Source organism: Serratia sp. NA_112.1 (genome assembly GCF_052691715.1).
The window spans coordinates 369418-384810 of sequence record NZ_JBQZFO010000004.1; the positions used below are offsets into that span (position 1 = coordinate 369418).

Here is a 15393-nt window from a genome sequence, read left to right on the forward strand (position 1 = left end):
AAATTGCCGGACAGCCTCTACTTTAAATGAACCGGCACTCGATCGACAAACTATGGCGCAATTCTTTATTCGGTAGCGGGCAGCGATCGCCTCGAAAAACTGTGCGCTGAAACGCCGTATTATCGGAGCGACGGGCTACGCTTAGACTTTGGTTGGTGTGACTTTATTCAGATAAATAGCTTATTAAATCAGTTAATGGTGGCGCCTGCCCTTGAATGGTTCGCGATTCAACCCAATGATCGGGTATTGGATCTTTTATGCGGCCCTGGGCATTTTAGCCCGCCGTTGGCGCGCTGTGCCGCTGCGGTGGCAGGTAGAGAAGGTGTTGCCACACCGGAAGCGAATGGGCAATATAATGCACATAAGAATAGGCTGAGTCACGCTGGCTTCTTATCTTATCGTCTTGCGCGTGTGTGGATGTTGGACAGGTTTCCGCATACGGGGCATCTTGAGTCAATGGCGCTGTTGATTAACGGTGGTGCGCCAGAGTTCGCTGCAAAGTAGGGAGAGGTTATGGTTGCGGTAAGAAGTGCACATCTGAACACGGCTGGCGAATTTGCACTCGACGAGTGGATAGCCAGCTTGGGGCTACCTAACCCGCAGTCATGTGAGCGATTAGCCGCAACCTGGCGCTACTGTGAGCAACATACCCAGAACCATCCCAACTCGTCGCTGTTGCTGTGGCGCGGGCTGGAAATGGTTGAAATACTCTCCACCCTGAGTATGGACAACGACAGCATGCGCGCCGCGCTGCTGTTCCCGTTGGTGGATGCCGGTATCGTACAGGAAGAAACCCTGACCGAAGCCTTCGGCAAGGGCATCACCTATCTGGTACATGGCGTACGCGATATGGACGCCATCCGCCAACTGAAAGCCACCCAAAACGATTCGATGGCCTCCGAACAGGTCGACAACGTGCGCCGCATGCTGTTGGCTATGGTGGAGGATTTCCGCTGCGTGGTGATCAAGCTGGCGGAGCGTATCGCCCACCTGCGTGAAGTGAAAGACGCGCCGGAAGACGAACGGGTACTGGCGGCCAAAGAGTGTTCGAATATCTATGCACCACTGGCCAATCGTCTTGGTATCGGGCAACTGAAATGGGAGCTGGAAGATTTCTGCTTCCGCTACCTGCACCCGGACGAATACAAACGCATTGCCAAGCTGCTGCATGAACGCCGCATCGATCGCGAACAGTTTATCGATGATTTCGTCGCGACATTGCGCGGGGCTATGGGCGACGAGGGCATCAAGGCGGACATTTACGGTCGCCCAAAACATATCTACAGCATCTGGCGCAAGATGCAGAAGAAGGCGCTGGCGTTTGACGAACTTTTTGATGTACGTGCGGTACGCGTGGTGGTGGAGCGCTTGCAGGATTGCTATGCGGCATTGGGGATTGTGCATACTCACTTTCGTCATTTGCCGGATGAGTTCGATGACTATGTCGCCAACCCGAAACCCAACGGCTATCAGTCGATCCACACCGTGGTTCTGGGGCCACGCGGCAAAACGCTGGAAATCCAGATCCGCACCCGCCAGATGCACGAAGATGCCGAACTGGGCGTAGCCGCGCACTGGAAATACAAAGAGGGCGCGGTTGCGACGGTACGTTCCGGCTACGAAGAACGTATCGCCTGGCTGCGCAAACTGATCGCCTGGCAGGAAGAAATGGCAGACTCCGGCGAGATGCTCGACGAGGTTCGCAGCCAGGTATTCGACGATCGGGTTTATGTGTTTACCCCGAAAGGTGACGTGGTGGATCTGCCGGCAGGCTCTACGCCGCTCGACTTTGCCTACCATATTCACAGTGACGTCGGCCACCGCTGCATTGGCGCAAAAATTGGCGGCCGCATCGTGCCCTTCACCTACCAGCTGCGGATGGGCGATCAGATTGAAATTATCACCCAGAAGCAGCCGAACCCGAGCCGCGACTGGTTGAACCCAAACCTGGGCTATGTCACCACCAGCCGTGGGCGTTCCAAGATCCACAACTGGTTCCGCAAGCAGGATCGGGACAAGAACATCCTGGCAGGTCGCCAGATGCTGGACAACGAGCTGGAGCACCTCGGTATCAGCCTGAAAGAGGCCGAGAAGCTACTGATCCCGCGTTACAACATGAATTCGCTGGATGAGATCCTGGCGGCGATTGGCGGTGGGGATATCCGTCTCAATCAGATGGTGAACTTCCTACAGGGCAAGTTCAACAAACCTAGCGCCGAGGAACAGGATCGCGAAGCGTTGCGCCAATTGGTTCAGCACAAAGCGCCGCCGGCAACTCGCAGCAAGGACAACGGCCGGGTGGTGGTGGAAGGGGTAGGCAACCTGATGCACCACATTGCCCGCTGCTGCCAGCCGATCCCGGGCGACGACATTATCGGCTTTATCACCCAGGGCCGCGGTATCTCTATCCACCGGGCAGACTGTGACCAACTGGTGGATCTGCAATCGCACGCGCCGGAACGTATCGTGGATGCGGTGTGGGGCGAAAGCTATTCCAGCGGTTACTCGCTGGTGGTGCGCGTGATGGCCAACGATCGCAGCGGCCTGCTGCGTGACATCACTACCATTTTGGCCAACGAAAAGGTCAACGTGCTGGGCGTCGCCAGCCGCAGCGACACCAAAAAGCAGTTGGCAACCATAGATATGGATATTGAAATCTACAACCAGCAGGTGCTGGGCCGGGTATTGGCCAAGCTCAATCAACTGCCGGATGTGATAGACGCCAAACGCCTGCATGGCAGCTAAATCCCCTTCGTCTTTCGAGCCGCATCGTTGTTGGCTGCGAACGCGCACCCCAGTCACTTAGTTTACTAAGCTCCTGGGGATTTACGTTCTTGCCGCTTAGATGCGACTCGAAATCCATTGGGGATTCACCAGGACGGACACAAAAATGAGCCCCCATTTTTCAGAGATTTTTTATGACTGAACCCACTTCGTTACACCGCTTGCTGAAGATTATGAAAACGCTGCGCGATCCGCAGGTCGGTTGCCCATGGGACCGCAAACAAACCTTCGCCACCATCGCCCCTTACACGCTGGAAGAAACCTACGAGGTACTGGACGCTATCGAACGTCAGGACTACGGCGATCTGCGTGACGAACTGGGGGACCTGCTATTCCAGGTGGTGTTCTACGCCCAGATGGGCCAGGAGCAGGGGCTGTTTGACTTCGACGAGGTGTGTAACGCCATCAGCGACAAGCTGGAACGTCGTCATCCGCACATTTTCGGGGAAGCCGAGGCTGCCGACAGCGAGGCCGTTGCGGCCCGCTGGGAGCAGTTGAAGGCCGGTGAGCGTGCAGAGAAAGCGCTGCATTCTGCGCTGGATGACATTCCTCAGGCGCTGCCGGCGCTGATGAAGGCGCACAAGATTCAGAAACGCTGCGCTTCGGTCGGTTTTGACTGGCATACGTTGGGCCCGGTGCTGGACAAGGTGTACGAAGAGATCGACGAAGTGATGCATGAAGCGCAGCAGGCGGTAGTCGACGAACAGAAACTGGAAGAGGAAATCGGCGATCTGCTGTTCGCCACGGTGAATTTATCACGCCATCTTGGCCATAAAGCAGAAAACGCGCTACAGGCCGCCAATCGCAAGTTCGAGCGCCGTTTCCGTCAAGTGGAAGAGATCGTCAAACAGCGCGGGTTGCAAATGGGGGAAGCCACGCTGGAGCAGATGGAAGAGGCGTGGCAACAGGTTAAACGCCAGGAAAACTAATCGGTAGCAGTGCTGTCCTATGATTGTCGCAATGTTGATCGGCGACAAGGTTCACCTAAGCTGAAACGGTTAAGCTCAGGGTCATAGTTTGCTGAACCGTGGCTTACCGACAGCAAAACGCCAACAAACTGAAATCTAAGGCGTTTTATTGTCTCGAAAGGGCGGGAAAATAAATTTTTCTGTGCTAACTCATTGTTTTAAAAAGACAGGCTCTGGCAGGCCGATAGAGTAAACCCTGATGAACCCTTGATGGTGACAGAGATGATGGACAGTAAAACGATCGTTTGTAGGTCTGGAGAGGTTCGGGTATACTACTTTCCCGTCTTGGTTCTTCCATCGTCTTTAAACCTAAACTCTCAGGTTCAGCATGACAACTAATTATATTTTTGTGACCGGCGGGGTCGTATCCTCTCTGGGTAAAGGCATTGCCGCAGCCTCTCTGGCGGCTATTCTTGAAGCCCGTGGCCTCAACGTTACCATCATGAAACTGGACCCGTACATCAACGTGGATCCGGGCACCATGAGCCCGATTCAGCATGGGGAAGTTTTCGTCACCGAAGACGGCGCAGAAACCGATCTGGATTTGGGTCACTACGAGCGCTACATCCGCACCAAAATGTCGCGCCGCAACAACTTCACCACCGGTCGCATTTACTCCGACGTTCTGCGTAAAGAACGCCGTGGCGACTATCTGGGCGCAACCGTACAGGTCATCCCGCACATCACCAACGCGATCAAAGAGCGCATCCTCGAAGGCGGCGAAGGCCACGACGTGGTGTTGGTTGAGATCGGCGGTACCGTCGGCGATATCGAATCGCTGCCGTTCCTGGAAGCCATCCGCCAGATGGCCGTGGAAGTGGGCCGTGAGCACACCCTGTACATGCACCTGACGCTGGTGCCGTACCTGGCCGCTGCCGGTGAAGTAAAAACCAAACCTACCCAGCATTCCGTAAAAGAGCTGCTTTCCATCGGTATTCAGCCTGATGTGCTGATTTGCCGTTCCGATCGGGCCGTTCCTGCTAACGAACGTGCAAAAATCGCACTTTTCTGTAACGTGCCGGAAAAAGCGGTTATCTCCCTGAAAGACGTTGATTCTATTTATAAAATCCCAGGCCTCTTGAAATCTCAGGGGCTTGATGATTATATTTGTAAACGATTCAGCCTCAATGCGCCGGAAGCCAACCTGGCTGAATGGGAGCAGGTGATTTACGAAGAAGCCAATCCGGGCGGCGAAGTGACCATCGGTATGGTCGGAAAATATGTCGAACTGCCGGATGCCTATAAGTCGGTGATTGAAGCCTTGAAACACGGCGGCCTGAAAAATCGTCTGACCGTGAACATTAAGCTGATCGACTCGCAGGATGTGGAAACCCGCGGCGTAGAAGTGCTGAAAGGTCTGGATGCAATCCTGATCCCAGGCGGCTTCGGTTACCGTGGTGTGGAAGGCAAGGTGATGACCGCGCGTTATGCGCGTGAGAATAACATCCCTTACCTGGGCATCTGCCTGGGGATGCAGGTGGCACTGATGGAGTTCGCCCGCAACGTGGTGGGCATGGAGAACGCCAACTCTACCGAGTTTGTACCAGACTGTAAGTACCCGGTGGTGGCGTTGATCACCGAGTGGCGTGACGAAGACGGTAACGTCGAAGTGCGTACTGAAGAAAGCGATTTGGGTGGCACGATGCGTGTCGGTGGTCAGCAATGCCACCTGACCGACAATAGCCTGGTGCGTCAGATGTACGGCGAACCGACCATTGTTGAACGTCATCGTCACCGTTATGAAGTTAACAACATGCTGTTGAAGCAGATCGAAGCCGCCGGGCTGCGTGTTGCCGGCCGTTCCGCAGACAACAAGCTGGTTGAGATTATCGAACTGCCGAATCACCCGTGGTTTGTAGCTTGTCAGTTCCACCCGGAATTTACTTCGACGCCGCGTGATGGTCATCCGTTGTTCGCCGGCTTTGTGAAGGCCGCTGGTGAGTATCAGAAGCGCCAGGTGAAATAAAATATTTGGTAGGCGGCGCGCGGTGAGAACCGCGCGCTGTTTGTCTGGAGTTTTAGTTTAACTTGTACTGAGGAAAACCTAATGTCCAAAATCGTTAAAGTCATCGGTCGTGAAATCATCGACTCCCGCGGTAACCCGACTGTTGAAGCCGAAGTGCATCTGGAAGGCGGTTTCGTAGGTCTGGCTGCTGCGCCGTCAGGTGCTTCTACCGGTTCCCGTGAAGCACTGGAACTGCGTGACGGTGACAAATCTCGTTTCCTGGGTAAAGGCGTACTGAAAGCCGTTGCTGCAGTAAATGGCCCGATTGCTCAGGCAGTACTGGGTAAAGATGCCAAAGACCAGGCTAACATCGACAAGATCATGATCGACCTGGACGGCACCGAAAACAAATCCCAGTTCGGCGCTAACGCCATTCTGGCGGTTTCTCTGGCTGCTGCCAAAGCGGCTGCGGCTTCCAAAGGTATGCCGCTGTATGAGCACATCGCTGAGCTGAACGGCACCCCAGGCAAATTCTCTATTCCACTGCCTATGATGAACATCATCAACGGCGGCGAGCACGCTGACAACAACGTCGATATTCAGGAATTTATGATTCAGCCGGTTGGCGCTAAATCCCTGAAAGAAGCCGTCCGCATCGGTTCTGAAGTTTTCCATCACCTGGCCAAAGTGCTGAAGGCCAAAGGCCTGAACACGGCTGTTGGTGATGAAGGCGGCTATGCACCAAACCTGGGTTCCAACGCTGAAGCGCTGGCGGTTATCGCTGAAGCGGTAAAAGCAGCAGGCTACACGCTTGGCAAAGACGTGACCCTGGCCATGGACTGTGCGGCTTCCGAGTTCTACAAAGACGGTAAATACGTACTGGCCGGCGAAGGCAACAAAGCCTTCACTTCTGAAGAGTTCACTCACTTCCTGGAAGACCTGACCAAACAGTACCCAATCGTGTCCATCGAAGATGGTCTGGACGAATCTGACTGGGATGGTTTCGCATACCAGACCAAAGTGCTGGGCGGCAAAATCCAGCTGGTGGGCGATGACCTGTTCGTTACCAACACCAAGATCCTGAAAGAAGGCATCGAGAAAGGCATCGCTAACTCCATCCTGATCAAATTCAACCAGATCGGTTCTCTGACCGAAACTCTGGCTGCTATCAAGATGGCGAAAGACGCAGGCTACACCGCGGTGATCTCTCACCGTTCAGGTGAAACCGAAGACGCAACTATCGCAGACCTCGCGGTAGGTACTGCGGCTGGCCAGATCAAAACCGGTTCCATGAGCCGTTCTGACCGCGTTGCCAAATACAACCAACTGATCCGTATCGAAGAAGCGCTGGGTTCACGCGCACCGTTCAATGGCCTGAAAGAAGTTAAAGGTCAGTAATAACGGCTTGATTCGTGTTAAATAAAAACCCGCTGCGGCGGGTTTTTTTATGGGAATTATTCATTGAACTATAATTACAGTCAGTTATAGTGTGTTATTTATTAGTGGGTTATTAATTTATTATTTGTGAGATTTAACTCTATAATTTAATTGTAATAATAAAAATCCTAATTATAAATTCATTTTTGAATTGCTTTATATCTTTTAGTTACTAGACTGCCAGTAAGGCAGAGTACTTATCCCCCGTCGTCCTGCCTCAGTTCGTTTCCCATAACATGGCTGCCGGCCCACTGGCCGGCTGGGCGAGGGCTTGATGATAAACAGGATTGTGATTGTCGGCGGTGGTACCGGCGGCACCATTTTGGCCAATTTACTGGCGGCGAAATTACACCGGGAGATCTTGAATAATAAAGTTGAGTTATTAATGATTTCTGATTCTCCGGCCCACTATTATAAACCGGCATTTATGTACGTTGCCTTTAACGCTTTTTTCCAACAGGAATTAACCCGCTCTCAGCAAAGTCTGCTGCGCCCGGAAATAAAATTTATTGTCGATAAAGCCGAGCGATTCGATTTATCCCAAAGGGTCATTCACTGCCAAAGTGGTAAACATTACCCCTATGATTTTCTGGTGTTTGCCACTGGCTGTGTGCCTTGGCCGGATCGTATCGACGGGTTGGCGCAGGCGGGCGATCATTTTTACCAATATCAGGCCGCCCGGCAGCTGGCCCAAAAGCTGGCAACCATAGAAAAAGGCCGAATCTTTATTACCGTCTCCTTCCCCGAAACTCCTAACGTGCCACATCAGTGCGGCATTGCCCCGATAGAAACTACCTTGATGCTCGATGATTACCTGCGTCGGCGCGGGGTACGTAAGGCGGTTGAAATTGTTTATACCTATCCCAGCGTCTCGCAGTTGCTGCGCAACTGCCTGTTTTTGCAACGCCCGACGGCCGAAGCCTTGCCGGGCATCTTTGCGGCGCGTGATATTCGCCACCAGCGTGGGTTTACCCTCAGCCGGGTCGATGCACAGCAGAAAATCGCCTACTCCGCTGAGGGAGAGGAACAGCCGTTCGATATCCTGATGGCCACGCCGCCGATCCGCGCCGTAGAGGCAGTGCGCAATACCGGCCTTAGTGAGGGCAACAATGGTGAAGGCTGGCTGCCGACCGACCATCAGACGCTGCAGGTCTATGGCCAGCAAGGAATTTACGTCATTGGCGATACGGTGGATCTGCCGGTCAGCAAGGCCGGCGGCTCTTGCCACAATCAGGCTCCGGTGATCGCCGACAATATCGTGGCTGAACTGCGACTGGGCCAGACCGTCAGCCACTACGACGGCAAGGTGCAGGCGATCGCCCAAATGGGGCTGCAGGCCGGTATGCCGCTGGTTTACGACTATCGCCATGATGTATTGCCGACGCCGTCAACCAAGGTGGGCGGCATGCTGCGCAACGGTTTTAATCGCGGGCTCTATTGGGCGACGGTACGCGGGCTGATTTAACGGAGGGTTTATGAACGCATCTGAACAAGCATCCCTGGCACCCTTGCTCGACAAGTTGCAGCCATTGCTGGCCGGTGGGCGGCTCGATAACGTGGTCGATTTATTGTCACTGCTGTCGGACCTGGTGGATATCGCCGATAACGCGCTGGTGGAAAAATTGTCCGGGGTGTTTGAAGGCTTGGTGACGGCAGGCTGGGAAGGGGGAATGGCGCTGAAGATGGCACACACTGAGCTGCAGTCAGATCCCTCGCCCGCTAATTTTCGCTCGCTGTATGCCTTGTTGCGGCAGCCGGATACTTTGCTGGGTCTGATGCTGGTACTGCGCACCCTGCAAATCATCGGCCAGCGGGTACGCAGCAGCGCGCTACCGCCGGACGTTTAAGCGAAATCATTGGAATTGCTTTCACTCACTCAGGAAAGGAGTTGTCATGTCTGCCACATTTCGGCACGGTTTTGCCACACGTGCGATCCACCATGGCTACGATCCCCAGCAATATCTGGGAGCGCTCTGCCCACCGGTGTTTATGAGTTCGACCTTTACCTTCCCGACGGCGGAATACGGCGGTGCCTGTTTTGCCGGTACTGAGTCAGGTTATTTTTATTCGCGTATTGCCAATCCAACGGTCAATCTGCTGGAACAGCGAATTGCCGATCTGGAGGGTGGAGAGGCGGCTGTGGCGTTTGCCTCCGGCATGGGCGCGATTACCGCCTGCTGCTGGACGCTGCTCAGTCCGGGAGATGAGCTGATCGTCGATGAGACAATTTATGGCTGCACCTTCAGCTATTTTCATCATGGGCTGGCGCGCTACGGCGTGAAAATTACCCACGTTGACCTGACCCGGCCGGAGCGGTTGGCGGCGGCGATCGGCCCGCGTACCCGGCTGGTGTATTGCGAAACGCCGGCCAACCCGAATATGCGCCTGGTCGATATTGCAGCAGTGGCCGAGATTGCCCACCGTCAGGGGGCGCTGCTGTTGGTGGATAACACCTATTGCACGCCGTATCTGCAACGACCGCTGGAATTGGGGGCCGACATTGTGGTGCATTCCGCCACCAAATACATCGGCGGACACGGTGACCTGCTGGCCGGGCTGGCGGTAACGCGTCGGGATCTGGCGCAGGACATTCGTTTGGTCGGGCTGAAGGACATGAATGGGGCGGTGTTGTCAGCGCAGGATGCCGCACTGTTACTGCGTGGCCTGAAAACCTTGCCGTTACGTATGGAGCGCCACTGCGACAATGCTCAACGACTGGCGGAAATGCTGGCCCAACATTCGGCGGTAGAACGTGTCTATTATCCTGGTCTGGAAGATTTCCCTCAATATGGGTTGGCGCAGCGGCAAATGGCGCGCCCGGGCGGCATGCTGGCGTTTGAACTCAAAGGCGGTATGGCTGCGGGGATCCGCTTCCTCAATGCGCTGCGTTTGATCTTGCGCGCGGTTAGCCTGGGGGATTGTGAGTCGCTGGCGCAGCATCCCGCCAGCATGACCCACTCGGCCTACAGCCCTGAGGAGCGGCAGCGCCATCATATCAGCGATGGACTGATACGTTTGTCCGCTGGGCTGGAAGATCTTAATGATCTTCAGGCGGACATCCGCCAAGCCTTAGTACTGCTCTAATGATGAAACCCACATCAGCGGGTTTCATCATGATGACATCAGACAGTTAGGTGTTTTGTGTCGCAGTAGTGACAGGTGAACCCCCGCCTTTTTTGCGCACCCACACCCAGTAAGCCAGGGTAAGGAAGGTCACCCACACCAGCCCGACGTACAGAGCGATGCGACTGTCTTCGAAGTAACCGAGCAGGCCGATAACGAACAGCATAAATATCGTTGCCAGCGCCGGTGCGACCGGCCACCACGGCACCGGGAAACTCAGCTTGCTGACCTCCTGTGGTGTCAGGGTGCGGCGCATGGCAATCTGCGAAAGCAGGATCATCAGCCATACCCAGACGGTGGCGAAAGTGGCGATGGAGGCGATGATCATAAATACCTGTTTTGGGATCAGGTAATTGAGTACCACGCCGAGCAGCAGGGCGACCGACATCACCAACACCGTCATCCAGGGCACGCCACTGGAGGTCAGTTTGGAGAAGCTTTTCGGTGCCTGACCATCCTGCGCCATGCCGTACATCATGCGGCCTGCGCCAAAGATGTCGCTGTTAATGGCGGAAATGGCGGCGGTGATCACCACCACGTTCAGTACGTTGGCGGCCGAGCTGATGCCCAGATTGCTGAAGATCTCAACAAAGGGGCTGCCATTCTGGCCGATGCTGTTCCACGGATAGATAGCCATCAGCACCAGCAGCGTCAGCACATAAAACAGCAAAATGCGGATCGGTACGGCATTGATCGCCTTCGGCAGCACTTTCGCGGGGTCTTGTGCCTCGCTGGCGGTAATGCCGATGATTTCAATGCCGCCAAAGGCGAACATCACCACCGCCAATGAAGCGATCACGCCGCCGATGCCATTAGGCATAAAGCCGCCGTGCGCCCACAGATTGCTGATGCCAGTGGCGTGCTGAGTCTGGCCAAAACCAAACAGCATCACGGCCGCACCGCCGACGATCATCGCCACAATGGCGGCAACCTTGATCAGCGACAGCCAGAACTCCATTTCGCCGAACACTTTCACGCTGCACAGATTGAGCGCGCCGATAAACATGATAATACTGAGTACCCACACCCATTGGGCGACGTCCGGGAACCACAGCCCCATATAGATGCCGAAGGCGGTCACGTCCGCCAGGGCGACAATCACCATTTCGAAGGTATAGGTCCAGCCGGTGAGGAAACCGGCCAGCGGGCCAAGATAGTGACTGGCGTAGTGGCCGAACGAACCGGAAACCGGCTGATGTACCGCCATTTCTCCCAGCGCGCGCATGACCATAAAGACCGCCGCGCCGCCCACCAGATAGGCCAGCAGCACCGCAGGACCAGCCAGTTGGATCGCTCCGGCGGAGCCGTAGAACAGCCCTGTGCCGATGGCGGATCCGAGTGCCATAAAGCGGATATGTCGCGCGTTTAATCCGCGTCTGAGTTGTAGTGTTTCGTTATGCATGTTGCTTCCCGTCAAGTTTTTACGGCAGAACAGGCACGCGCTATCCGCACCGGGCGGATAGCGCCCGGTGGGACAGAACAAACTGCGTGGTAGGTGTTATTTATGCCTGGCTAGGCAGCAGTGCTGCAGGCATTAGCGAGGTCAGGTGACCGGCCGCCAACAGCAGGCTGGCGGCTTCAATGTCGGGGGCGAAGAAACGATCCTTATCGTAGTAACTGACTTGCTCGCGCAGTGTGTGACGGGCCTGCTCCAGGCTTTCGGTGGTTTTCAGCCCTTTACGCAGATCCAGCCCCTGGCAGGCAGCCAGCCACTCGACGGCCAGAATGCCGCGAACGTTATCCGCCATTTCCCACAGGCGACGACCGGCGGCCGGTGCCATGGAAACGTGATCTTCCTGGTTGGCGGAGGTTGGAATGCTGTCGACACTGGCCGGGTGCGCCAGCGCCTTGTTTTCGCTGGTCAGTGCCGCGGCGGTCACCTGGGCAATCATAAAGCCGGAGTTCACGCCGCCGTTGTCCACCAGGAAAGGTGGCAGCTGCGACATGTGTTTATCCATCATCAGCGAGATGCGGCGTTCGGACAGTGAACCGATTTCGGCAAACGCCAGCGCCAGATTGTCGGCGGCCATGGCGACCGGTTCGGCGTGGAAGTTGCCGCCGGACAGCACGTCGCCCTGTTCAGCAAAGACCAGTGGGTTGTCGGACACCGCGTTGGCTTCAATTTCCAGTACTTCGGCGGCCTGGCGAATCTGCGTCAGGCAGGCACCCATCACCTGTGGCTGGCAGCGCAGGGAGTAGGGATCTTGCACTTTTTCACAGTTGCGGTGTGAATCGGACACTTCACTGCGCTCGCCCAGCAGATGGCGGTAAGCGGCGGCGGCGTCAATCTGACCACGTTGACCGCGCACGGCATGAATGCGCGCATCAAACGGGCTGCGTGAGCCCAGAGCGGCTTCCACCGTCAGGCTACCGGTGACCGTTGCTGCAGCGTACAGGTCTTCTACGTCAAACAAACCGCGCAGGGCAAAGGCGGCGGAAACCTGGGTGCCGTTCAGCAGTGCCAGGCCTTCTTTGGCCGCCAGCGTCAGCGGCTTCAGGCCCGCTTTGGCTAGCGCTTCGGTGGCAGGCAGCCATTCACCCCGATAACGGGCCTTGCCTTCACCCAACAACACCAGACTCATGTGTGCCAGCGGTGCCAAGTCGCCGGAGGCACCCACGGAGCCTTTCAGCGGGATATGCGGATAGACTTCGGCGTTGACCAGCGCCATCAGCGCCTGGATCACTTCCAGGCGGATGCCGGAGAAGCCGCGTGACAGGCTGTTGATTTTCAGCACCATAATCAGGCGCACCAGATTGTCGTCGGTGGGGGCACCGACGCCGGCGGCATGTGACAGCACGATAGAACGCTGCAGGTCTTCCAGATCTTCGCGGGCGATGCGGGTGGAGGCTAGCAGGCCGAAACCGGTGTTGATACCGTAGGTGGTACGGTTTTCCTCAACGATACGCTCAACGCAGGCAACGCTTTTCTGGATATCTGCGTAGGCATTGTCGTCCAGAGTCAGGGTGACCGGGTGTTGATAAATTTCACGCAGTTGCGCCAGCGTCAGTTGGCCAGGGCGGATAGTCAGCGCTTTCATGCTTTGTCTCCTTGAGTCGCAGCCACCATCGGCAGGTTCAAACCTTGCTCGCGGGCGCATTCAATGGCGATGTCGTAACCGGCATCGGCGTGACGCATTACGCCGGTGGCCGGGTCGTTATGCAATACGCGGGCGATGCGTTCTGCGGCTTCATCGGTGCCGTCACAAACGATAACCATACCGGAGTGCTGGGAGAAGCCCATGCCGACGCCGCCGCCGTGGTGCAGGGAAACCCAGGTCGCGCCGCTGGCAGTGTTGAGCAGGGCGTTGAGCAGCGGCCAGTCGGACACGGCGTCTGAGCCGTCTTTCATTGATTCGGTTTCACGGTTCGGGCTGGCGACCGAGCCGGAGTCCAGATGGTCACGGCCGATGACGATAGGTGCGGACAGCTCGCCGCTACGCACCATTTCGTTGAACGCCAGACCCAGTTTGGCGCGCTGGCCCAGGCCGACCCAGCAGATACGTGCCGGCAGACCCTGGAAGCTGATGCGCTCGCGTGCCATATCCAGCCAGCGGTGCAGATGTTCGTCATCCGGGATCAGCTCTTTAACCATGGCGTCGGTTTTGTAGATGTCTTGCGGATCGCCAGACAGCGCGGCCCAGCGGAACGGGCCAACACCGCGGCAGAACAGAGGGCGGATATAGGCCGGTACGAAGCCTGGGAAGTCAAAGGCATTGCTGACGCCCATTTCTTTCGCCATCTGACGAATGTTGTTGCCGTAGTCGAAGGTTGGCACGCCCATTTTCTGGAACGCCAGCATGGCTTCGACGTGTTCGGCCATTGACTGTTTGGCGGCGATCACTACCTGAGCGGGTTCGGTCAGCGCACGCTGACGGTATTCTTCCCAGCTCCAACCTTTAGGCAGGTAGCCGTTCAGCGGGTCGTGGGCGCTGGTCTGGTCGGTGACCATGTCTGGGCGCACACCGCGGCGTACCAACTCCGGTAGAACGTCCGCCGCGTTACCGCACAGGGCGATGGAGATGGCTTTGCCTTCGGCGGTGTATTTCTTGATGCGGGCGAGTGCGTCGTCCAGATCCACCGCTTGTTCATCGACATAGCGGGTTTTCAGGCGGAAATCGATACGGCTCTGCTGGCATTCGATGTTCAGCGAGCAAGCGCCTGCCAGCGTGGCAGCCAGCGGCTGCGCGCCACCCATGCCACCCAGACCGGCGGTCAGTACCCAGCGGCCCTGCAGGCTGCCGTCATAATGCTGGCGACCCGCTTCCACGAAGGTTTCGTAGGTGCCCTGGACGATGCCCTGGCTACCGATGTAAATCCAGCTGCCGGCGGTCATCTGGCCGTACATGGCCAGGCCTTTGGCGTCGAGTTCGTTAAAGTGTTCCCAGGTTGCCCAGTGTGGCACCAGGTTGGAGTTGGCGATCAGTACGCGTGGCGCGTTGCTGTGGGTTTTGAAAACCCCGACCGGCTTGCCGGACTGCACCAGCAGGGTTTCGTCGTCTTCCAGGGTTTTCAGGGTGGCGACAATTTTGTCGTAGCAATCCCAGTCACGCGCGGCGCGGCCGATACCGCCGTATACCACCAGCTCATGCGGGTTCTCCGCCACTTCAGGATCGAGGTTGTTCATCAGCATGCGCAACGGCGCTTCGGTCAGCCAGCTTTTTGCATTTAATTTTGTGCCGCGTGGCGCGCGTACTTCGACATTGCGAACTTTGTTATTTGCAGTCACAGCATTTTCCTCAAACAGTATTGGTGCAGAATCCCATAACGCGGTGGGGTAAATCACCACGCCATAACAATGCGTAGGGTTTATTAACATATACTTGTATGTACAAGCATATGCAACACCGACCAGTGGAGGACGAAAATGGCATAAGAGAAAGTTATTTTTGTTAATAATCAATGTGATGATATTTAATCGGACGTTGAGGTCATTAGCTGGGCAGGGGAGAACAGTGAGCTATTCGACAAAAATGAATTAAAAATGGGTCAATTTTGCGCGTCAAATCACAATAAATTCACATACCTATTACAAGTTAGGGGCTGTGATAAAAAAGTCGTATCGCTGGAAGCAAAACGCCCGCCAGAAGGCGGGCACATCATAGATAAAGTTTAGCTGAAGTAGTCCCCTCTCCCAAG

At 55.9% G+C, this 15393-nt stretch carries 10 protein-coding genes and 1 pseudogene; 8 read left to right on the forward strand and 3 right to left on the reverse strand.

The window, feature by feature from the left end:
- Positions 1-63 precede the first annotated feature (63 nt).
- The 8 genes and pseudogenes from ACUTQ5_RS11830 to ACUTQ5_RS11865 form a co-directional block, all read left to right on the forward strand.
- A pseudogene (locus ACUTQ5_RS11830) lies at positions 64-504 on the forward strand (hypothetical protein); the annotation flags it as partial.
- A 9-nt stretch (positions 505-513) separates the two neighbouring features.
- Positions 514-2745 carry a GTP diphosphokinase gene (relA, locus tag ACUTQ5_RS11835; RefSeq protein WP_445651404.1) on the forward strand — a complete coding sequence of 744 codons (2232 nt, stop codon included), beginning with the start codon at positions 514-516 and terminating at the stop codon, positions 2743-2745.
- A 173-nt stretch (positions 2746-2918) separates the two neighbouring features.
- The gene (gene mazG / locus ACUTQ5_RS11840; protein ID WP_445651405.1) at positions 2919-3713 is read left to right on the forward strand and encodes a nucleoside triphosphate pyrophosphohydrolase; all 795 of its coding nucleotides are present in this window, start codon (positions 2919-2921) and stop codon (positions 3711-3713) included.
- A gap of 367 nt (positions 3714-4080) precedes the next feature.
- Positions 4081-5718, forward strand: a complete 1638-nt coding sequence (pyrG, locus tag ACUTQ5_RS11845) for a glutamine hydrolyzing CTP synthase (RefSeq protein WP_315290083.1) — start codon at positions 4081-4083, stop codon at positions 5716-5718.
- Between the two features lie 81 nt (positions 5719-5799).
- Complete coding sequence (gene eno, locus ACUTQ5_RS11850) at positions 5800-7095, forward strand: phosphopyruvate hydratase (RefSeq protein WP_445651406.1); 1296 nt, start codon at positions 5800-5802, stop codon at positions 7093-7095.
- A 313-nt stretch (positions 7096-7408) separates the two neighbouring features.
- Complete coding sequence (locus tag ACUTQ5_RS11855; RefSeq protein ID WP_445651407.1) at positions 7409-8599, forward strand: NAD(P)/FAD-dependent oxidoreductase; 1191 nt, start codon at positions 7409-7411, stop codon at positions 8597-8599.
- A gap of 10 nt (positions 8600-8609) precedes the next feature.
- Complete coding sequence (locus ACUTQ5_RS11860) at positions 8610-8981, forward strand: hypothetical protein (protein WP_445651408.1); 372 nt, start codon at positions 8610-8612, stop codon at positions 8979-8981.
- 46 nt (positions 8982-9027) lie between these two features.
- Positions 9028-10218: a methionine gamma-lyase gene (locus ACUTQ5_RS11865; RefSeq protein ID WP_445651409.1), complete on the forward strand. Its 1191-nt coding sequence runs from the start codon at positions 9028-9030 to the stop codon at positions 10216-10218.
- A gap of 46 nt (positions 10219-10264) precedes the next feature.
- On the opposite strand, the gene ACUTQ5_RS11870 is transcribed toward ACUTQ5_RS11865, so the two are convergent.
- From ACUTQ5_RS11870 to hutU, 3 genes are all read right to left on the reverse strand, one after another.
- Positions 10265-11659, reverse strand: a complete 1395-nt coding sequence (locus ACUTQ5_RS11870; protein WP_445651410.1) for an amino acid permease — start codon at positions 11657-11659, stop codon at positions 10265-10267.
- Positions 11660-11759: 100 nt separating this feature from the next.
- The gene (gene hutH, locus ACUTQ5_RS11875; protein WP_445651411.1) at positions 11760-13295 is read right to left on the reverse strand and encodes a histidine ammonia-lyase; all 1536 of its coding nucleotides are present in this window, start codon (positions 13293-13295) and stop codon (positions 11760-11762) included.
- Positions 13292-14983 carry a urocanate hydratase gene (hutU, locus tag ACUTQ5_RS11880; protein WP_129934279.1) on the reverse strand — a complete coding sequence of 564 codons (1692 nt, stop codon included), beginning with the start codon at positions 14981-14983 and terminating at the stop codon, positions 13292-13294. The genes hutH and hutU overlap by 4 nt, the downstream gene beginning before the upstream one ends.
- Positions 14984-15393 lie beyond the last annotated feature (410 nt).